Source organism: Arthrobacter sp., assembly GCF_031988865.1.
GTDB lineage: Bacteria > Actinomycetota > Actinomycetes > Actinomycetales > Micrococcaceae > Arthrobacter_B.
The window spans coordinates 31,501-51,802 of the sequence record NZ_DALZXY010000015.1 but is presented as its reverse complement, the minus strand read 5'-3'; the positions used below and the strand labels follow the sequence as shown (position 1 = coordinate 51,802).

General features: G+C 65.2%; 20 protein-coding genes. 11 read left to right on the top strand and 9 right to left on the bottom strand.

What is annotated here, in order from left to right; genetic code table 11:
* Nucleotides 1-770 (bottom strand): AAA family ATPase (locus tag RTN46_RS04825; RefSeq protein ID WP_312179449.1); only part of this gene is annotated, 770 nt, incomplete at its 3' end.
* 212 nt (nt 771-982) lie between these two features.
* Between RTN46_RS04825 and RTN46_RS04820 the strand changes: the two genes are divergently transcribed.
* The 5 genes from RTN46_RS04820 to RTN46_RS04800 are packed head-to-tail and all read left to right on the top strand — an operon-like array spanning nt 983 to nt 7,018.
* Nucleotides 983-2,008, top strand: coding sequence for a 3-oxoacyl-ACP synthase III (locus tag RTN46_RS04820; RefSeq protein WP_312179447.1), 1,026 nt, complete (start codon nt 983-985; stop codon nt 2,006-2,008).
* Nucleotides 2,002-4,632 carry an alpha/beta fold hydrolase gene (locus tag RTN46_RS04815; RefSeq protein ID WP_312179445.1) on the top strand — a complete coding sequence of 877 codons (2,631 nt, stop codon included), beginning with the start codon at nt 2,002-2,004 and terminating at the stop codon, nt 4,630-4,632. The genes RTN46_RS04820 and RTN46_RS04815 overlap by 7 nt, the downstream gene beginning before the upstream one ends.
* Nucleotides 4,629-5,657: an NAD-dependent epimerase/dehydratase family protein gene (locus RTN46_RS04810; RefSeq protein WP_312179443.1), complete on the top strand. Its 1,029-nt coding sequence runs from the start codon at nt 4,629-4,631 to the stop codon at nt 5,655-5,657. Before RTN46_RS04815 ends, RTN46_RS04810 begins: the two co-directional genes overlap by 4 nt.
* Nucleotides 5,654-6,472, top strand: a complete 819-nt coding sequence (locus RTN46_RS04805; RefSeq protein ID WP_312179442.1) for a serine hydrolase domain-containing protein — start codon at nt 5,654-5,656, stop codon at nt 6,470-6,472. The genes RTN46_RS04810 and RTN46_RS04805 overlap by 4 nt, the downstream gene beginning before the upstream one ends.
* A gap of 48 nt (nt 6,473-6,520) precedes the next feature.
* Nucleotides 6,521-7,018, top strand: a complete 498-nt coding sequence (locus RTN46_RS04800) for a hypothetical protein (RefSeq protein WP_312179441.1) — start codon at nt 6,521-6,523, stop codon at nt 7,016-7,018.
* Nucleotides 7,019-7,053: 35 nt separating this feature from the next.
* Here the strand turns inward: RTN46_RS04800 and mutM are convergent, their stop codons facing one another.
* The 4 genes from mutM to RTN46_RS04780 form a co-directional block, all read right to left on the bottom strand.
* Nucleotides 7,054-8,016: a bifunctional DNA-formamidopyrimidine glycosylase/DNA-(apurinic or apyrimidinic site) lyase gene (mutM, locus tag RTN46_RS04795; protein ID WP_312179439.1), complete on the bottom strand. Its 963-nt coding sequence runs from the start codon at nt 8,014-8,016 to the stop codon at nt 7,054-7,056.
* Between the two features lie 12 nt (nt 8,017-8,028).
* Nucleotides 8,029-8,742, bottom strand: coding sequence for a ribonuclease III (gene rnc / locus RTN46_RS04790; protein ID WP_312179437.1), 714 nt, complete (start codon nt 8,740-8,742; stop codon nt 8,029-8,031).
* An 81-nt stretch (nt 8,743-8,823) separates the two neighbouring features.
* The gene (gene rpmF / locus RTN46_RS04785) at nt 8,824-9,027 is read right to left on the bottom strand and encodes a 50S ribosomal protein L32 (protein WP_055240805.1); all 204 of its coding nucleotides are present in this window, start codon (nt 9,025-9,027) and stop codon (nt 8,824-8,826) included.
* A 2-nt stretch (nt 9,028-9,029) separates the two neighbouring features.
* Nucleotides 9,030-9,596 carry a DUF177 domain-containing protein gene (locus RTN46_RS04780; protein ID WP_312179430.1) on the bottom strand — a complete coding sequence of 189 codons (567 nt, stop codon included), beginning with the start codon at nt 9,594-9,596 and terminating at the stop codon, nt 9,030-9,032.
* Nucleotides 9,597-9,821: 225 nt separating this feature from the next.
* Between RTN46_RS04780 and RTN46_RS04775 the strand changes: the two genes are divergently transcribed.
* The gene (locus RTN46_RS04775; protein ID WP_312179428.1) at nt 9,822-10,403 is read left to right on the top strand and encodes a YdcF family protein; all 582 of its coding nucleotides are present in this window, start codon (nt 9,822-9,824) and stop codon (nt 10,401-10,403) included.
* Nucleotides 10,404-10,707: 304 nt separating this feature from the next.
* Entirely contained in the window at nt 10,708-12,087 is a 1,380-nt protein-coding gene (locus tag RTN46_RS04770; protein ID WP_312179426.1) for a hypothetical protein, read from the top strand.
* Nucleotides 12,088-12,415: 328 nt separating this feature from the next.
* Here RTN46_RS04770 and coaD read toward each other — a convergent pair whose 3' ends face one another.
* Complete coding sequence (gene coaD / locus RTN46_RS04765) at nt 12,416-12,889, bottom strand: pantetheine-phosphate adenylyltransferase (RefSeq protein WP_312179425.1); 474 nt, start codon at nt 12,887-12,889, stop codon at nt 12,416-12,418.
* A gap of 42 nt (nt 12,890-12,931) precedes the next feature.
* Between coaD and RTN46_RS04760 the strand changes: the two genes are divergently transcribed.
* A complete protein-coding gene (locus tag RTN46_RS04760) occupies nt 12,932-14,176 on the top strand; it encodes an aminotransferase class I/II-fold pyridoxal phosphate-dependent enzyme (protein ID WP_312179424.1) in 1,245 nt (414 codons plus the stop codon).
* A complete protein-coding gene (locus tag RTN46_RS04755; protein WP_312179423.1) occupies nt 14,177-14,971 on the top strand; it encodes a fused MFS/spermidine synthase in 795 nt (264 codons plus the stop codon).
* A gap of 32 nt (nt 14,972-15,003) precedes the next feature.
* Here RTN46_RS04755 and rsmD read toward each other — a convergent pair whose 3' ends face one another.
* The 3 genes from rsmD to RTN46_RS04740 are packed head-to-tail and all read right to left on the bottom strand — an operon-like array spanning nt 15,004 to nt 18,867.
* A complete protein-coding gene (gene rsmD / locus RTN46_RS04750; RefSeq protein WP_312179421.1) occupies nt 15,004-15,603 on the bottom strand; it encodes a 16S rRNA (guanine(966)-N(2))-methyltransferase RsmD in 600 nt (199 codons plus the stop codon).
* A 37-nt stretch (nt 15,604-15,640) separates the two neighbouring features.
* Nucleotides 15,641-17,866, bottom strand: coding sequence for an ATP-dependent DNA helicase RecG (locus RTN46_RS04745; RefSeq protein ID WP_396157333.1), 2,226 nt, complete (start codon nt 17,864-17,866; stop codon nt 15,641-15,643).
* Between the two features lie 14 nt (nt 17,867-17,880).
* On the bottom strand, nt 17,881-18,867 hold the full coding sequence (locus RTN46_RS04740; protein ID WP_312179418.1) for a DAK2 domain-containing protein: 987 nt from the start codon (nt 18,865-18,867) through the stop codon (nt 17,881-17,883).
* A gap of 184 nt (nt 18,868-19,051) precedes the next feature.
* Here RTN46_RS04740 and RTN46_RS04735 point away from each other — a divergent pair, with 184 nt between their 5' ends.
* On the top strand, nt 19,052-19,300 hold the full coding sequence (locus RTN46_RS04735; RefSeq protein ID WP_312179417.1) for a hypothetical protein: 249 nt from the start codon (nt 19,052-19,054) through the stop codon (nt 19,298-19,300).
* A gap of 120 nt (nt 19,301-19,420) precedes the next feature.
* A partial coding sequence (gene wecB, locus RTN46_RS04730; RefSeq protein WP_312179415.1) for a non-hydrolyzing UDP-N-acetylglucosamine 2-epimerase occupies nt 19,421-20,302 on the top strand: 882 nt, incomplete at its 3' end.

Below are 20,302 nucleotides of genomic sequence, written 5' to 3'. Positions count from 1 at the left end.
TCCTGCCGGCGGTCCTTGAGCGCGCTCTCGGCGGCCGTGTCACGCTCGACGGCGGTGGAGAGGGTAACGATGTCATCCGCGAGCAGGCGGGCGCGGGCGTCCCGCACATCCAGCTGGACCTGCCGGGCACGCCGCGCGACGGCGGCCTGTTTACCCAGCGGACCAAGCTGCCGGCGCAGCTCGGCCGTCAGGTCAGTCAGCCGGGCCAGATTCGCCTGCATCGCGTCCAGCTTGCGTACGGTCTTTTCCCTGCGCCTGCGGTGCTTGAGGATCCCGGCGGCCTCCTCGATGAAACCGCGGCGGTCCTCCGCTGACGCGTGCAGCACCTTATCCAGCTGGCCCTGCCCCACTATGACGTGCATCTCCCGGCCCAACCCGGAGTCCGAGAGCAGTTCCTGGATATCCAGCAGCCGGCACGGGGCACCGTTGATCGCGTATTCCGAGCCGCCGGCCCGGAACAGGGTGCGGGAAATGGTGACCTCGGAATACTCGATCGGCAGGGCGCCGTCGGAATTGTCGATGGTCAGCGACACCTGGGCCCGGCCCAGCGGCGGACGGCCGGAGGTGCCGGCAAAAATGACGTCCTCCATCTTGCCGCCGCGCAGCGTTTTCGCTCCCTGCTCCCCCATCACCCATGCCAAGGCGTCCACCACGTTGGATTTACCCGAGCCATTCGGACCGACAACAGCGGTCACCCCCGGCTCGAACTCAAAGGTGGTGGCCGACGCGAAGGATTTGAAGCCCCGCATCGTGAGGGTTTTTAAGTGCACTTGCCTCTGTCTCTCGTTTGTCGAAGATTCCCTAAAGCCTTGGGTTACCTCACACTTAAGCGCAGTACTCGCAGAGCGTAATCCGGGCTTTCGAGCTTTCCAGGCTCGGCAGGAAAGTAGGCTTCTAGAAGAATCATATGGTTCGGCGGCGCCGTTACGGGTTCCAACAGGGCCCGGACCGCGATCTTTTGGCAGCAGACAAGGCAGGCATTTTGAGCGGGAACTTCAACTTCCACCACACCAACACCGCACTCCTGAGCGTGAAGAGCGTAGAGGCGCCCGTCGTAGTCAGCTCACAGGATTTCGATGAGCAGCTCCAGCCCTCACTCAAACGGCTGCGGTTGTCCAAGGGACTGCTGGAGCGGGTGGCAGGCGTCAGCGAGCGCCGATGGTGGGCCCCGGGCACCACTTTCGAAGACGGCGCGATCGAAGCCGGCGCCAAGGCAATGGCCGAGGCCGGCGTCGAACCGGCCCAGATCGGCCTGCTGATCAACACCTCCGTGACCCGCAAAAACCTTGAGCCCTCCGTTGCCGTGAAGATCCACCATCATCTGGGCCTGCCGTCCTCAGCCCTGAACTTCGACCTGGCCAACGCCTGCCTCGGATTCGTGAACGGCATCACCATGGCCTCGAACATGATCGAGTCCGGGCAGATCGACTACGCGCTGATCGTCGCCGGTGAGGACTCCCAGGGCGTTCAGGAAGCGACCTTCGGTCGGCTGAACCGGGAGGACTCCACCCGGCAGGATTACCTGCGCGAATTCGCGACCCTGACCCTGGGCAGCGGCGCCGCGGCAGCAGTGATCGGCCGGGCCGGGGACCACCCGGGCTCGCATCGGATCCTGGGCGGGGTCTCCCGCGCCGGGACCGAACACCACGAACTTTGTGTCGGCAGCGAAGGCGGTATGTACACCGACACCAAGGGGCTGCTCGACGGCGGGCTGGACTTGGTGGTCACCGCCTGGCATGAGGCCCAGGCCAACGGCTGGGACTGGAACGGCATGGACCGCTACGTCACCCACCAGGTATCGAACTCCTACACGAACGCCATCATCAAGGCGGTGGATCTGGACCGTGAGAGGGTTCCGATCACCTTCCCGCGGTGGGGCAACGTGGGACCGGCTTCCCTGCCCATGACGCTGGCACAGGAATCAAAGTCCCTGCACCCGGGTGACCGGGTGCTCTGCATGGGCGTGGGATCGGGCCTGAACACCACCATGATGGAAATCGCGTGGTAGCTGAACTCTGGCCCGGTGTTCCGGCCGCGTGGTCCCGTTATGTCCAGGTTCCCTCCTCCGCGGCAGTGGACCGGCCCGGCACCTCCCACAAGTGGCATGTGCTGGACAATGCCCCCGATCTCGCCGCCCGGGGCGTGGAACCGGCCGGCACCCTGCTCTGCGTCCATGGCAATCCGACCTGGTCCTATCTCTGGCGCACTCTGGCCGCTGCCGGGAGCACCACCGAGCGGCCTTGGCGGGTTATCGCCGTGGACCAGCTCGATATGGGCTATTCGGCGCGCACCGGCGCGTTCCGGCGGCTCGCTGACCGGATTACCGACCTGTCAGACCTCACCGCGGAACTGGGCCTGGAAGGGCCCGTAGTCACTGTGGGCCACGACTGGGGCGGGATCATTTCCCTGGGCTGGGCGCTGGCGCACCGCCGCGACCTTGCCGGCGTGGTCCTGACCAACACGGCCGTGCATCCGGCCGGGTTTTCCCTTCCTCCGGCCCTCCAGCTCGCCCTGCATCCTGCAGTGCATGGCTGGGGCACCGTCAGCACTGACGCGTTTCTCCGGGTCACCCATGCCCTGGCCCAGCCGGCGCTGGCACCGGAAGTCCGCCGGGCATTCGCCTCCCCGTACCGCGGCGCGGCGCGGCGCAGCGGCGTCGGGAACTTCGTGGCGGACATCCCCACGGACGAAACCCATCCCAGCTTCCGCGCCCTGACCCGCGTCGCGGAGGGAATCCGCGGGCTCAAGGTTCCGGTGCTGGCGTTGTGGGGCCCCAAGGACCCAGTCTTCTCCGACCGCTACCTGCGGGACCTGATTGAACGCGTGCCGCACGCCGATGTCCACCGGTTCGAGGGCGCCGGGCACCTGCTGCCCGAAGACCGGGACATCGCTGCCCCGGTGTTCAGCTGGCTGGACCGGTCGGTCAATGCCGCTGCGCCGGCACGCACCGCGGCCCCGAAGGCAGCTTTCCGGCCCATGCTCGCGGAACTGGATGAGCGTTGCGGGGAGGACTCCCCCGCCGTCCTGGACATGGCCCCGGCAGCCTCCGGCGATGCAGCCGCCGCGCCGCCGGCCAGCTTGTCCTGGAAGCAGCTTGCCGCCCGGGTGGATGCCCTCGCAGCGGGGCTGGCCGGCATCGGCGTCCGTCCCGGCGACCGGGTGAACCTGCTGGTGCCCCCGGGGATCGAGCTGACCTCGCTGATCTATGCCTGCCTTCGCCTGGGCGCGGTGGTGGTGGTGGCCGACGCCGGACTCGGCCGGGCCGGGCTGAGCCGGGCCATCAAGGGCGCTGGTCCGCAGTTCATCGTCGGGATCGAACGTGCCATTGCAGGGGCCAGGCTGTTCGGCTGGCCCGGAACGCGCATCCTCGCCGGAGACGCTGCACCGGCCCGGTGCCGGCTGCTGGGCGCGGAGCACACGGTTGCCGAGCTGGTGGAGGCCGGCACCGGCAAACCTGTGCCGGAGCACCGTGTAAATCCCGACGCCGACGCCGCCGTCCTCTTCACCTCCGGCTCCACCGGGCCGGCCAAGGGAGCTGTCTACACGCACCGCGGCCTCGCGGCGATGCGCGACACCCTGAAGGAGACCTATAACCTGCGGGCGGGGTCCTCGCTGGTCGCCGGTTTCGCACCGTTTGCCCTGCTGGGACCCGCTCTCGGCGCCACTTCGGTGACGCCGGACATGGACGTCACCGCGCCGCGCACCCTCAGTGCCCGGGCGCTGGCCGACGCGGCAGCCGCTGTCCACGCTACGACCGTTTTCGCTTCCCCGGCCGCCCTGGCGAACGTGCTGGCGACGGCGGATGAGCTCAGCGCCGCGCAGCGCCAAGCCCTCGCCGGGGTGGAACTGCTGCTGTCCGCGGGAGCTCCGATCCCGGAGCCGCTGCTGGGCCGGGTCCAGGATCTGGTGCCGCAGGCCGCACTGCACACCCCGTACGGCATGACGGAGGCCCTGCCGGTCACCGATATCAGCCTGGAACAGATCCGCAAGGCCGGTCCCGGCAACGGCGTCTGCGTCGGCTCGGCCGTCGCAGGAGCGCAGGTGGCCATCGCAGCCCTCGGCCCCGACGGCACGGCAGGAGCCGAGCTTTCGGAGGCGGCCGGTGTCACCGGCGAGATCCTGGTCCGCGCCCCGCATGTGAAGGACCGCTACGACCGCCTGTGGATCACGGAGGAACAAAGTTCCTCCGTTCCCGGGTGGCACCGGACCGGAGACGTAGGCCATTTCGACGCCGACGGGCGGCTCTGGGTTGAGGGCCGGATTGGGCATGTCCTCACCACGCCTGACGGCCCGGTCACTCCGGTGGCCGCCGAGCAGGCGGCCGAGAGTGTGCCTGAAGTGCGCCTGGCTGCCCTGGTCGGAGTTGGACCCGCCGGCACGCAGGTGCCGGTGGCCGTCGTCGAACCCGTTTCCGGTGCCAAGAAGGCCGGACCGGCGGACAAGGTAACGGCCGCAGCGGTCCGGGATGCCGTGGCTGCTGCCTGCGGCCTGGACCTGGCGGCCGTCCTCGTGCTCCCACAGATGCCCACCGACATCCGGCACAACTCCAAAATCGACCGTGCGGCCCTTGGCGCCTGGGCTGCCAAGGTCCTGGCCGGCGGCCGGATCACCGCACCGGGAGCCCGGCGATGAGCCGGCGCATCCTGGTCACTGGTGCCAGCGGCCTGCTGGGCGGCACCGTGGCCCGGCTCCTGACCGAACGCGGGCACCTTGTCCGGACGTTCCAGCGACGGCCGGCGGCCGGCTCGCTGGACTCCGTGGCGGGTTCCGTCACTGATCCTGCAGCGGTCGCCCGTGCGATGGAAGGAATGGACGCCGTCATTCACCTGGCGGCGAAGGTGTCTTTCACCGGTGCCTGGTCCGAGTTCACGGCCACCAACATCGACGGGACGCGCAACGTCCTGGACGCGGCCCGCGCGGCAGGAGTCCGGGACCTGGTCTTTGTCTCTTCCCCCTCCGTGGCGCATTTCGGCGAACCGATTGCCGGGGCCGGTGCCGGGACGGCGGACCCGGACCGGGCGCGAGGGAACTATGCAAGGTCAAAGGCCGCCGCGGAGCTTCTGGCGCTGGCCGCTGACTCCCGGGAACTGCGGGTGACCGCGATCCGGCCGCATGTAGTCTGGGGCCCGGGCGATACCCAGCTGGTGGAGCGCGTGATTGACCGGGCGCGTTCCGGCCGGCTGCCGCTGCTGGACGGCGGCGCGGCTTTGATTGACACCACCTACGTGGACAACGCGGCCTCGGCCATCGTCCGCGGGCTGGAACGGATGGAGCAGGCCCATGGGCAGGCGCTGGTGGTGACGAACGGGCAGCCGCGCACCGTCGGTGAGCTGATGTCCGGTATCTGCGCCGCCGGCGGAGTACGGCCCCCGGCGTTCAGCGTTCCCGGCTGGCTGGCCCGCGGCGCAGGCAGCGTTATTGAAAGAGCCTGGCTCGCTGCCGGATCCCGTGGCCTGGTCCAGGACGAACCGCCCATGACCCGGTTCCTGGCCGAACAGCTCTCCACCTCGCACTGGTTCGACCAGCGCCACACCCACGAGGTGCTGGATTGGACGCCCGAGGTTTCCATCGACGAGGGAATGCGCCGCCTGGCCGGCCACTACGGCGGCACGGCAGGACGCCCCCAGCCGGCCGGCGCCATAGGATGGCAGGCATGAAAAGCACAGCGCTGATCCAGGACTGGCCCGCCGAGCATTCCGCCGCCGCTGTCATCGCTGCCGACGGCTCCATCCTGGGAGCCGACGGCGACCACGACCGGCGCTTCCCGCTGGCTTCGGTGACCAAGCTGCTGACGGCATATGCCTTCCAGGTCGCCTTGGAAGAGGAGGCAGTGGCTCTCGACGATCCTGCGGGGCCGGAGGGGTCCACCATCGCCCATCTGCTGGCCCACACCGGCGGATACGACTTCGGGGACCGCAGCGTCCGCTACGAACCGGGGACACGGCGGTTGTACTCCAACGCCGGGTTCGAAGTGCTGGCTGAGACGCTGGAGGAGGCCACGGGCATTTCCTTCGCCGACTACCTGCAGGAAGCCGTCCTGGCACCGCTGGGCATGTCGGCCACCACGTTGGAGGGCTCCGCCGCAGCGGGCGCCGTCTCCACTGCCTCCGACCTGGCGCGGTTCGCCGCGGAGCTCCAGGCGCCCAAGCTGATCTCGTCCGAGTCGCTGGCGGCAGCCACGGCCGTCGCTTTCCCGGGCCTCACCGGCGTCCTGCCGGGATTCGGCCGGCAGAAGGAGAACGACTGGGGCCTGGGCTTCGAAATCCGGGGCAGCAAATCCCCGCACTGGACCGGAAGCACCAACTCTCCCCGGACCTTCGGCCACTTTGGCCAGTCCGGCACCTTCCTCTGGGTTGACCCGGAACTGCGCGCATCCGCCGTCGTGCTGACGGATAAGGACTTCGGGCCCTGGGCAGCGGAAGCCTGGCCGGTCTACAACGATGCCCTCGTTGCCGAGCTGCGCCGGAGCTAACGCGCCGGCACTGCTGAGAACACCGGCAGCGCACGCTACAGTGCTGGCATGGAAACGCCGCTTGAGCTTGAGGCCTGGAGCGAGTTCAACGTTGCCATGCTTGGCGGCACCGCTGCGCTGGTGGGGCTGCTCATCGTAGCGATGTCAGTGAACATCAAGGATATTCTCGCCGCGGAACCGCTCCCCGCCCGTGCTGCAGCGGCTGTCGCTACGCTCACGCTGGCGCTGGTGGTGTGCGCCCTGGGGCTGGTGCCCGGCCAGCCGCTGTGGGCCTACGGCGCCGAGGCAGCGGTTGGCACCGCCGTCCTGGCCGTCGTGGTGATCCGCGCTGTCCGGTCCGTGTACCGCAGCCAAGGCGCTCCCCGCGGGACACGGTTTCCCAAGGCCGTCCTGATACTGGCACCGGTCCTCGCCTATGCTGGGGGCTCGGTTCTGCTCCTGGCGGGCGACGCCGCCGGGCTGGCATGGCTCGGTACCGGAGCGGTCCTCGGCGTCATCGGGGGAGCATCTTTCGCCTGGGTGGCACTCATCGAAATTCTTCGCTGACCTACCTCACCGCCAGCAAGAAATGCCCGGCTTTGCTACCAGCGCCCGTTGCGTGGCTTGGGCTGGCAGACCGGGCAGCTGTAGGAGGACCGGTTCATAAAGGAATCCCGGCGGATCAGGGTTGAGCGGCCGGCTTCGGCGCAGCGCAGGCAGGGCTCCCCCTCCCGCCCGTAAGCGTTAAGCGACCGGGCGAAGTAGCCGGAGGCACCGTTGACGTTGACGTAGAGCGAATCGAAACTTGTGCCGCCGGCGGCCAGGGCGCGGGTCATCACGTCCCGCGCCGATTCCACCAGCCGCAGGGCGTCAGCGCGGCGCATGGTGTCCGTGGGCCGGGCGAAATGGAGCCTAGCGCTCCAGAGGGCTTCATCGGCATAGATGTTCCCGACGCCGGAGACCAGGCCCTGGTCCAGCAGCGCCCGTTTGATGCCGGTGCGGCGGGAGCGCAGCCGCGAATAGAACGAGTCGAAGGAGAATGCCGGGTCCAGCGGGTCACGGGCAATGTGGGCCGCCTCTGACGGGATCAGCGCCAATCCGGTTTCAGAGAGGCCACCCGGTTCCCCATCGGGCGTCGGCTGCAGGTCGGCCAGGAACACTCCGCCGAAAATGCGCTGGTCCACGAACCGCAGCTCCTGCGGCATCGGCGTGCCATCGGCGTCCGAGGCGGCGCTGAGGGTGAACCGGACCTTCAGGTGCTTTTCATCCGGCAGTGATGGATCCTCCATGAGCAGCTGGCCACTCATGCCCAGGTGCGCCATCAGCGCGAAGGGCGGTGGTTCACCGGGTGCGCCCTCCTCTACGAGGGGCATCCAGAGGAACTTGCCGCGGCGGACCACGTCCAGTACCAGTGCCCCCTCGAGGTTACCCCGGAGGTCTTCCGGGCCGGGGGCGTGGCGCCGCACCGAGCGCGGGTCAAGGACCTCCACGCTTCGGATGGTCCGCCCCCGTACCCAGCGGGCCAGGCCGCGGCGGACTACCTCGACTTCGGGGAGTTCGGGCATATCGCGGGGAGGCTAGGCGCCGGCTGTGGGGGTGGCCGGAAGCGACTTACCTTCGTTCAGGCGTCGGCAGGTGTCTGCTGCGGCTTCCTGTTCGGCATCCTTTTTGGAGCGTCCGTTGCCGGTCCCGTAGGGCTGGCCGCCAATGTGGAGCACCGCGACGAAGCTGCGGGAGTGGTCAGGTCCGGAGCCGGTAACCCGGTATTCGATGTCGCCGAGTTTCCGGGCGGCGGCGATTTCCTGGATGCTGGTCTTCCAGTCGGTCCCCGCACCCAGTGCATCGGCATCATGGAGCAGCGGGCCGATCAAACGCATGACCATGGCCCGCGCCGTCTCCATGCCGTGGCACAGGTAGACCGCACCGATCAGGGCTTCGGTGGTATCAGCCAGGATCGAGGATTTGTCCCGGCCATTGGTCAGCTTTTCACCCTGGCCAAGCAGGATGAATTCGCCGAGCTGCAGCTGGCGGGCCACAGAGGCAAGTGCCTTCGTGCTGACGACGGCGGAGCGCCGCTTGGCAAGTTCGCCTTCGGACAGATCAGGGTTGTCCCGGTACAGCGCATCGGTGACGGAGAAACCGAGAATGGAATCGCCGAGGAACTCGAGTCGCTCGTTAGTGGGGATGCCGCCGTGTTCGTAGGCGTAGGAGCGGTGGGTGAGCGCAAGACGAAGCGTCCCGGCATCGATATCGACGCCGAGACGCTTCAGAAGCTCTTCAGTATTTTTCACTTGGTGATTTTGCCCCGAAAAGCAGTGCGCCCCTTCAACGGCCGCCGGTGAGGGCAGTCGCAAAGGGGACAAACACTGGTCTTAGACGTCCGCTACCTTGCGGCCCTTGTATTCAAGGAACAGCGCAGTGCCTGCAGAGTCGGTTACGACCTTGGCCTGGTGAGGCAGGCTGTAGGTAACGCGGCCGTTCTCAACGGTCTTTACCAGGTTGGGCGCAGTTGCCTTCCACTGGGACCGGCGTGCACGCGTATTCGAGCGGGACATTTTCCGCTTGGGAACAGCCACGACTAACTCTCTTCTCTCTCGTCTGACTCTGTACTTTTTGCCGCTTCGTTGTCAGCGGCGGTGCCAGTCAACCCGGCAAGGGCTGCCCAGCGAGGATCCACGACTTCATGGTGGTGACCCGGATCCTCCTCAAGGCGCACCCCGCAATCGGGGCAAAGGCCTTCGCAGTCCTCCCGGCACACCGGCTGGAACGGCAGGGTGGTTACCACTGCGTCCCGCAAAACCGGTTCAAGATCGATGACATCTCGCTCGATCCGGCGTTGCTCTTCTTCCTCTTCTTCTCCGAAGGACTCAGCGTCCTCGTAGTAGAAGAGTTCCTGCACATCGACGTCCTGGTCGTACGCGATGGGCTTCAGGCACCGGCCGCATTCGCCCCTTACGGGGACAACTGCGGTTCCTGATACCAAAATCCCTTCGTGCACGGCCTCAAACCGCAGATCGAGCTCAATGTCCGATCCGACGGGTACGCCGATAAGCGCAACACCGAAGTCTGTCGGTGCCGGCAGATGCTCATGCATTGTCCGCATGGTCCCCGGGCTGCGCCCGAGATCCTTGACATTGACTGCCAAGGGGGAACTCGGATGTGACCGCGATGAAACGCTAATGAGAACTCCTGTAGAACATAGACCGACATATCATCTTAGCCTGACCAACCGGAATCTCTCAAACCGGCCCGCCCGGCGGATATTTGGGGCAGGCGCCGCGCACAAGGCGCCGCATACCGTTCCAGTCTAGCGCCAGCCGGGCACGACGCCGATTCAGGCGTACGGGCGGCACTCGCCTAGGCTAGCGGGGTGTTCTTCGTTCGCCTTGCTGCCGGATCCCGGCGCTTCCTTGCCCGGGCCGGAGCTGCGGTGCTGTGCGCACTGCTGGTCTGGCTGTTGGTGAGCGCAAATTTGTTTCTCTACCCCCAGGCAGCCACGCAGCCCGCCCGTGCGGACGCCATAGTGGTGCTGGCCGGTGCAGCTTCTGAGCGGCTTCCGGTCGGTCAGCAGCTGCTGCGGGACGGGTATGCACCGGTTCTGGTCCTGTCCACGACAGACACTCCGGGCAACGCCAATACGGACTTCGTCTGCCAGTACAGCACCAACCCGGCGATCGAGTGCTTCACGCCCTCCCCGTTGTCGACCCGAGCCGAGGCCCGGTCGGTGGCGCGCCTGGCGGCGGATAACGGCTGGGACGAGATCATCGTGGTGACGTCGAAATACCATGTTGTGCGCGCCGAAGTGAACATTGAACAGTGCTCAACGGTGAAAACCACCATGGTCGCTTCGGAGCCTCAGCTTTCGGTAAAGCAGTGGCTGGGACGGTTCGTTCAGGAAACAGGCGGCCTGGCGGCTACGGCGCTGCGGACCGCCTGCGCCAATCCTATCTAGGGGGTTGAGCTTTTCGACGCCGATGATTCTCTGTGGGCTCGTTACTCGCACGGATCCCGCCCTCACTCCCGAATTCCATCAAACTCAGCAAGTCATTGCCCCTCATCCAGCTGGTTGCATGCAGCCCTCCTTTCTTCTAGACATTTCTGTATACTCCACTATTGAATACAGCCTGCCAACTACTATGACCCAGCATTTATTGAGCTGCGCCAGACCTCTCCCTATTCGAGCTAACTAAGGACAAAAAAGACATGAATTGCCTGCCCTCTTCGCGGAATCATGTCTACGGTTGCAGGCGCACCGAGTGATCCCGGGACTAGAAGACTTGCCCTCTACGGCCAACGACTTTCCTCAAGGCCGAGTTGAGTCCATTGACTTTGCCAGGGGCGCATTTAGTGGCTGGATCGAGCTCCGCAACGGCCAGGTTCCCCCTCTTCAAATCCGTGAAAGCAACATATTCCGGACTAAAGGGGTCACGCTCGGTGAGGCGCGCCGCGACGTATCATCAGCCAAAGGCATAGCAGCCGTGGGTTTCACGGTCTCCGCAGGACAACCGATTTCTCCTTTCAATGTACAAAACGGAGTTACAGCAGTCCATGCTCTTTGGGGCACCGAAGACCATCCCTTGCCCACGGTAGCTAGTTGCCATGCACTCATAAACAAACTTGTTGACGTGATGCCGAATGATCTCAAGGTTGCCCGGGGAAACTTTTCCCATGTCAACACTCCTATTGGGACGCGATTGGGGCTTGGGTCAATCAAGATGTCCCCTTTCGAAATGCCTGTAGGCACAACGTCGGGCGACGGAGTCACGATAGTAGGAGAACGCGGAAATCTCTTCCTTAGGGGCGGAGGCAACTCGCTTGAGCGGCAATATGCGTGGGGATCACCTTCAGGGCCACCCAACGGCAAGCAGTTGATCGAGAGGTTTGCTGATGAGTGGCTACAGACTTTCCACAAACGCGCTCAATCTCTGGCGGAGATGGGAGTGCCCTTTCGCCAGCTTGTCATTCCGGAGAAAAACAGCGTTCTCGCCGATTTGATGCCACTAGACGTGGCAACCCCAACACCGCTGTACCGACGCCTCATCGACGCAGTGGCCACTGAAGACTGGTTCATAGACTCTCTGGATCTCTTTAGAACGTGGGACGAGTCTGTGTCGCCGTCGTGGATGAAGGTTGACAGCCATTTTTCGACTCAATCAGCATTGGCTTTGACACGCACAGTGTTGACGAACCTTGACCTCTGTGAGGATGCACTCTTCGACTCGGTACGTATCGGCCCGAATTTCGAGTATTTACGGGGAGACATGGGGTGGCGGCTCGTTGGATTCGACCTATACGATCGACTTGCTCTGCCCGACGAGCATACGCTCTCCGAGTTCGGCCCTGCCATCGATCCTGTATCAACGGTTGAACCGCCGGACGGAGGTCACATCGGTACGCGTGTCAATTGGGTAAACGATCTTGCGCCAATTGATAGACATATATTGGTATTTGGAAACTCTTATTTCGGCAACGGAAAAAATGCCAACCAAATGTCTTGGTGGTTCTCGCGTTTATTCAAGCGCTTCACCCTAGTCTGGAGCCCTGACGTTGATATGCGGATTATTGAGAGACTAAATCCTGACGCTGTCATATGCCAAACTGTGGAACGCTTCTTGGCTAAGGTTCCCGCAGTCTGATACAGGCTTGTGACCAGCGAGGCGCAGCACGGTCCCAGGTATTCGTATAGAAAGAGCTAGATGGACCAGTCGTCGTATGTAAGTGAGGCACCCGTCCATCTTTCGTGTGGGAGAACACGCAGAAATACACAAGCAGGATACCTCTCGTGTCCCCATTGGACTGGCGCACGTTACTGTTCGACCTACGCTTGTGCACCGAGGCTGGTGCAGCTGTGGCATGAACATCGCGGTGCTGACGCTGCCCCGTGAAGATCCGATTGTCCGGTTGCTGCCATGACCTGGCAGGCGCCATGCATGGTCCAGCGCGGGGATCTGCGCCTAGGAGCCGCTAGGCCGAAGCATCCATCCGCTTCAGCACGGCGCTCGGAACGAACGCTGTAATATCCCCGCCCAGGGCAGCTACTTCCTTGATCAGGCTCGAGGACAGGTGCGTGTACGAATTCTCCGCTGCCAGGAACACGGTTTCGACGCCGCTCAGCTGCCGGTTCATCACGGCCATCGGAAGTTCGTACTGATAGTCCTGAACGGAGCGCAGGCCCTTTACGATCGCATTCGCACCATGTTCGCGGCAGAAGTCGGCCAGCAGGCCGTGCCCCATGGGCACCACTGACACCCCGGCCAGGGATCCGAGGGTTTCCGCGGCAATCTCCAGCCGCTCGTCCTCGGAAAAGCGGTACTTCTTGGCGTAGTTGGTGGAGACGGCCACGATCACCTCATCGAAGAGGTTGGCGGCCCTGGCAATCACTTCCAGGTGGCCGTTGTGGATCGGGTCAAAGGAGCCGGGGCATACTGCGCGTCGCATAATGTCGAATCTACCGGCTCCGTCCGGGTAATACTTGAAGGCATGACTTCAACACCCCGCAGGCCGTCGCTCCGAGACTCCCGGGACGGTTCCCCCGCCCCCTGGCAGCGGACCGCGGCAGGCGCCAACCTGCTCGGAGCCGACGGGAACCTCGGGGTAACTATCTTTGAGGAGATCACCGGGCTGGCCGGCGCCCACAACGCGATCAATCTGGGCCAGGGCTTCCCGGATGAGGATGGACCGGCGGAAATCCGCAATGCGGCCCGCAAGGCCATCCTTGCCGGCGCCAACCAGTATGCCCCTGGCCAGGGCCTGCCGGTGCTGCGCGAAGCGGTTGCCGACCACCAGGAACGTTTTTACGGCCTGAAGCTGGACCCGGCGACAGAGGTCATCGTGACCACCGGAGCCACCGAGGGCATCGCCTCGGCCCTGCTGGCGCTGACGGGACCCGGCGACGAGGTCCTGACCTTTGAGCCGTTCTACGACTCCTACGGTGCGGTGATCGGCCTGAGCGGCGCCATCCACGCCACCGCTCCCCTGCTGGCCCCGGACTTCCAGCCGGACTTGGACGCCCTTGAAGCGGCCTTCACTGACAGAACCCGCGTGGTCCTGGTCAATAACCCGCACAACCCCACCGGTGCCGTGTTCCCGGAGCCGGTCCTGCAGCGGATCGTGGACCTGGCTATCCGGCACAACGCCGTGATCATCACCGATGAGGTTTATGAGCACCTGACCTTCGGTCCACGCCATATCCCCGTGGCCACGCTGCCGGGTGCGGCTGAGCGGACTCTCACTATCTCCTCAGCGGGCAAGACGTTCTCCCTCACCGGTTGGAAGATCGGCTGGCTCAGCGGGCCCGCGGACCTGGTGGCCGCCGTGCGTACCGTCAAGAGCTTCCTGACCTACAGTTCCGGAGCGCCGTTCCAGGCGGCTATCGCCGCCGGCCTGCGCATGGACGATTCCTTCTTCACGGACACCGCCGGCACGCTGCGGGCCAAGCGCAACGTCCTGTCCGCCGGGCTGGCGGCCGCGGGGCTGGAGGTCTTCGCACCGCAGGGCACCTACTTCGTGAACGCCGACGTCGCTCCCCTGGGCATCACCGACGCCACCGACCTCGCCCGGCGCCTGCCCGAACTGGTCGGCGTCGCCGCTATCCCGGTCGCCATGTTCTGTCACCCGGAGGGCGCGGAACGGACCCGCACACTGCTGCGCTTCGCGTTCTGCAAGCGGTTCGATGTGCTGCAGGAAGCGGCCGAACGCCTCTCCCATCTTGGCGAGGCGCTCTAGATGGCCGGGCGTCCGCCGTCGCGCCTGCTCCGTGGGATCGGCGCGCATGCCGAGCTGGATGAGGACGCGTTTACCGAGGGCGCCTGGATCCTGTCCATCGGCGGCGCCCAGCAGTCGCACGTGAACCTGGAGCGGCCGCAGGAGATCTTCTATGAGTACCTCCGCCGGATCGGCAACGTCCTGGACCTCGCCGCACCGGCGGGCCAGCCGCTGCGGACCCTGCATCTGGGTGCCGGCGCGCTGACGCTCGCCCGCTATGTCCAAGCCACCCGGCCCGGCTCGGAGCAGGCTGCCGTCGAGCTCGAACGCGAGCTGCTCGATTACGTTCTCGCGTACCTGCCATTGCCCGCCGGAACCCGGCTGCAGACCGTGATCGGTGACGCGCGGGCAGAACTTGAGCGCTTTGCCCCGGCGTCCTTCGACGTGATCGTGCTGGATGTGTTTGCCGGTGCCGATGCTCCGGAGCATCTGACGACCCGGGGGTACTACGCGGAACTGCTGGACCTGCTGGCCGAAACCGGTGTGCTGCTGGTCAATGTGGGCGACGATCCCCCGCTGGCGTTCGCCCGCCGGCAGGCCGCCGCAATGCAGGAAGTCTTCAGCGCTGCCGGCGGCGAGGTGGCAGCCCTGGGAGATACGAGCATGTTCACCGGCCGCCACCCGGGGAACATCGTCCTGGCCGGCACCCCGTTCCGCTGGCCGCGGGAGTGGACCACGGCTCTGCTGGCGGCGGGACCGCATCCCGCGGCCGTGCTGACCGGGGCCGAGCTGGACGCCTTCGCGTCCGGGCGCTAGGACTCAGCCGAGAGCGCCCGGGGCGCGAGGCGTCAGCGTTCGGCTGTTTCCTGCTCCGCGTCCGGCTGCGTGGGTTCGGCGAACCAGAGGGTCGTTTCGCCGTAGGCGCGTTCGCTGAAGCGCTCCAGCCCGTCCGGCCACACGGGTTCCGGAGAGCGGGTGGAGCGTTCCACCACCACGACGGCGCCGGACGCGAGGTGCGGGGTGAGGGCGCGCAGGACGCCTGCCAGCCCGTCTTCGTCCAGGTCGTACGGCGGGTCCAGGAACACCAGGTCCCAGGCCAGGCCCTCGGGAACCCGGAGCAGGTAGGTCTCCGCCTTGGCGCGGTGTACCCGCACGCGTTCCTTGCCGAGCACACGATTCACCAGTCCGGCGTTGCTGCGGCAGACTCCGGCGGCCTTTTCCGCCAGTTCCACCAGGTCGACGCGGCCGGCTCCGCGGCTGGCGCTTTCCACCCCCAGGGACCCGGAGCCAGCGAAAAGGTCCAGGACATAGGCGCCGGAGAGGATTTCGTAGGACTCCAGCCGGGAGAAGAGTGCTTCCTTGACCCGGTCCGTGGTGGGCCGCGTTCCTGATCCTGGAACGCTGGACAGGGTGGTTCCGCCGGCAGCCCCGGCAATAATGCGGCTCATGCTTCCACTTTAGCCAGCCGCCGAAGCAGGCCCGGCATCAGCCGCGTTCCAGGAAAGCTTCCTTTTCCGGGTTGAGGTAAGCATCGATCGCTTCGTTGAGTCCCGGGTAATCGAGCAGGTCAGGGTCGGCTGTAACCAGCTCCTGCGCGTCGGTCCGGGCCTTTTCGATGACTTTTTCGTCCTGGATAGCGCGGAGAAGCTTCAACGTCGACCGTCCGCCGGACTGCGAAGCACCAAGGATGTCCCCTTCCCTGCGGAGTTCCAGGTCCCGGCGGGAGAGTTCGAAGCCATCCGTCGTCGCGGCCACCGCGTCCAGCCGCTCCCGGCTCGGGTGCCCGGGTTCAAGATTCGTCACCAGCAGGCAGGTGCCGGGCAGTCCGCCACGGCCAACGCGTCCACGCAGCTGATGGAGCTGGGACATGCCGAACCGTTCGGCGTCCAGGATCACCATCATGGTGGCGTTGTGGACGTCCACACCAACTTCAATCACCGTCGTGGAGACCAGTAGGTCGATCTCCCCGCGGTTGAACGCCTCCATGGCCGCGGATTTCTCCGCCGGGTCCATCCTGCCGTGCAGCATCGCGATCCGCGTGCCGGCGAGGACGGGCAGCTCCTGCAGCCGTTCCATCGTTTCCAGGACGGACGCCAGCGGGCGCTGGGTCCGTTGGGCGGCGGGCTTACCGGGCAGATCCTCGATCAGGGCGAGTTCCGTGCCGGGTTCCTCCTCCCGCTCCCCGATCTTGGGGCACACCACGTAAACCTGCCGGCCGGCGTCGATTTCCTCCCGGGCGCGTGCCCAGATCCGCGGACCCCACGCGGGCTTGTCAGCCAGCGGCGCCAGGAAAGTGGAAATCGGTGCCCGGCCGGCTGGCAGTTCGGCCAGCGTGGAGACATCGAGGTCACCGAAAACGGTCATGGCAACGGTGCGCGGGATGGGGGTGGCGGTCATCACCAGCAGGTGGGGCGTGCTGTCCCGGCCCTTGGCCCGCAGAATGTCCCGCTGTTCAACGCCGAAGCGGTGCTGTTCATCAACGACGACGAGCCCGAGGTCGGCGAACTGGACATGCTCCGCAAGCAGGGCATGGGTGCCAATGACAATTCCCGCGGTGCCGCTGGCAGCGTCCAGGAGCGCGGCCTTGCGCTGCGCGGCCCCCATTGACCCGGTCAGCAGCGCCACACGGGTTCCCTCAGTGCTTCCGCCCAGCAGCCCGCCTTCAGCCAGCGGACCCAGCGTCCGGGTAATGGAGGCGTGGTGCTGGGCGGCGAGGACTTCGGTGGGAGCCAGCAGCGCTGCCTGGCCACCGGCGTCAATGACCTGGAGCATGGCCCGGAGCGCAACCAGGGTTTTTCCGGAGCCCACCTCACCCTGCAGCAGCCGGTTCATCGGGTGTGCCTGGGCAAGGCACGCTGCCAGTTCCGAACCAACCTTTTCCTGGCCGGCAGTGAGCGTGAAGGGCAGGGCTGCGTCGAACGTGTCCAGCAGCCCACCCACGGCCGGAGGCCGGGCGGTGGCGTCCTGGAGCGCGGTAAAGGCGTGGCGGCGGGCCAGGGCCGTCTGCAGGATGAGGGCCTCTTGGTAGCGGAAGCGGTGGCGGGCCGTATGGGCTTCCTTGATGTCCGCAGGGCGGTGGATGGCTTCGTAGGCGGCAGCCAGGCCCATCAGGTGCTCCCGGGTGCGGATGGGTTCGGGGACCGGATCCCGCAGCCGCTCAGCCTGCAGGCTGTCCAGCAGCAGCTCGATGATTTTCTTGATATCCCAGCTGGTTAGTTTGGCCGTGGCGGGATAGACGGGTATCGGCCGTTTGGCCTCTTCCTCGTCATCGGCGTCGTCGGCCAGCAGCACGTAGTTGGGGTTTGTCAGTGTCAGCTGGCCTTTATATACGCCGACCTTCCCGGAGAACATGGCCCGGGCCCCCACCTGAAGGTCCTTTTGCGCGCCGTAGCCGTTGAAGAAGGTCAGGTGCAGCAGGCCGAGCGAACCGCCGGCGTCGTCGGTGACAGTGATCTCGACGATCATGCCCTTGCGGGTCTGCATCCGCCGTGCGTTGTTGCTTTGCACGCGGGCGACCAGCGTGACTTCCTCATCGAAGGGGATCTCGGCAATCGCGGTGAGCTCGCCGCGTTCGAGGTAGCGGCGGGGAACATGCAGCAGCAGCTCTCCTACGGTGGAGATGCCGAGCTGCTGCTCGATCTTGTCCGCGGAGCGTTTTCCAATCCGGCGGTCGAGCGGGTAGTCGAGTTCGCCGGGAATCCTGTCCTGCATCGCCTGCATGGGCCTCAGGCTTCGCGGGTCAGGCCGCCGCTGGCGGCAGTTTCCCCCGGGACCGGGACCTGCGGGATTTCGGTGGTCTGGTGCCCGTTGGCGGACAGCTCGGTGATCGTGACGTTGGTCGGCTCACCCACAGTGCGCAGCAGTTCCAGGACGGCCCCGGCGTCCGGGGTGTGGACGTGGACCCGCCAGCGGTAGCCGTCTCCCACCGGGCTGACGGCGCTCATGATCACGGACTCCCCCAGCTCATCGAGCGAGAGCCGCATGGTGGCGGCGTCGAGCGGGCTGAGAGTGATGGTGCACATGACTTCCACGCCTTCGAGCTGTGGCTGTGTGCTGTGGATGTGCGGGTCCTGGACGTCGTAGCCGTGCAGTCCGTCGAGCAGCTCGCGCTGCAGTTCCTCGCCCAGGGCCGCGGCCCGCAGGGCGTCCAGCACCAGCAGGAATCCGACGCCGCCGGCATCCACAACCCGGGCATCGGTCAGGGTCTGCAGCTGCTCCTCGGTGCGCACGACGGCGGCCAGGGCTGACGCCATCATCGCGCGGAGCGTGACGGCGAGGCCGGCGTTGGAATCGTCCCCGTTCTGGGCGGCCTCAACCCGGGATGCGCCCCGTGCTGCCTCTTCGAGCACGGAGAGCATGGTGCCGGGGACGGGATCGCTGAGCACTGACCAGGAGCGCAGCTGCGCCCGGTCCATTGCCCTCGCGAGCAGCGGAGCTGACAGCCGGGTGCTGCCCTGCAGCGGCTCGGCCATGGCCGTAAGGAAGACGGAGAGCAATGTCCCGGAATTGCCGCGGGCCTGTTCCATTGCGGAGCGGCCTGCCGCCGAGAGCAGTTCGCCGATGTCCTGGGTATCCAGCGCGGCCGCTGCTTCAGAGGCCGCACGCATAGTGAGGTACAGGTTCGTGCCGGTGTCGCCGTCGGCCACCGGGAAGATGTTGATGGCGTTCAGCCGGTCACTGTGGTTCCCCAGGGAGACCTCGGCCTTACTCAACCATCGCTTCAGCGCTTGCGCATTGGCGGTGATCTTAGTCTGCAAAGTAATCCCGTTCCGTGCTGTCGCTGTGTTCCGGCACACGGCACCAATGCCTCCGTGCCAGTTTGGACAGTAGGAAGCCTACCGCAGCCACCGTGGCGACGCCGATGGCGATTTGCTCCAATATGGGAAAGTTAAGTCCATGGCGCACAAGCAGTACTCGGACATTGCCGCGGCGAGACACATGAAGAGTTCCTCTCCGCAGCCTAAGAAGGGCTCCAGCGACGGGAAGCGGGCCGACGCTTCAGGGCGCCCGTTGAAACCACGCCGCGCGCTCATGTCCGAGAACGACAAGGCCTATCGGAAAAAGCGTATGGTGGCACTGCTTGTGACGACTTTGGTATGTCTGTCTGTTCCGGCACTTATTATTCTTTTGGTCCTCTTCGGCTGACCCAATAAGGCGATTGCTCCCTCACCGCAACCTCGCGAATTTCACGGTCAGCCCGTCGGTGAATCAGCTAGACTGGCTGTACTTTACCGTCTTTTATCAAGCGTGTTTTGGGGGAAGCTCATGCCAGTTGTTATGCCGATTTATGGAACCCGGCCGGAGGCCATCAAGATGGCTCCGATCGTTGCCGCGCTCCAGGGCTCAGCAACTCTTGACTGCTTCGTCACGGTCACTGGCCAGCACAGGTCGATGCTGGATCAGGTAAACAGCCTGTTCGACATCGTGCCGGATCACGACCTTAATATCTTCGCTCCTGGACAAACGCTAAACGCGATCCTCTCCAGGACCATCGAGGGCCTGGACAAGTTATTCATTGTAAATAAGCCGGATGCGGTCATCGTCCAGGGTGACACCACGACTTCTACGGCAGGGGCGATAGCAGCGTTCTATCACGGAATTCCGGTTATTCATTTGGAAGCTGGCCTACGTAGCGGAGACCTATTCTCCCCCTTTCCAGAGGAAGCCAACCGGAAAATGATTTCGCAGATCGCCAGCCTCCATCTGGCACCCACAATTAACAGCCGGGAAAACTTGCTTCGGGAGAACATACCTGCCCAGGACATAATTGTTACAGGCAACACCGTCATTGACGCTCTTTTTATGACGCTCGAAAAGAGAGTTCCATTCACTGATGCACGGCTGGAGCAGTTGGCTGAGACTGGTTCCAAAATCCTGCTCGTCACCACTCACCGGCGTGAGAACCAAGGCGAGGCCATGCGCGGTATGGGCAGGGCTCTGGCGGCGATCGCCGCTGCAGAACCGCAAGTGACCATCGTTGTACCCCTGCATATGAACCCGGTCGTCCGCGAGGCTGTGATGCCTGCCATCGAGGATAAGCCCAACATCATTATCTCCGAACCGTTGGATTATGGAGAGTTCTGCCGGTTGCTGGCGATGGCCCACCTGGTCCTCACGGATTCGGGCGGCGTCCAGGAGGAAGCACCG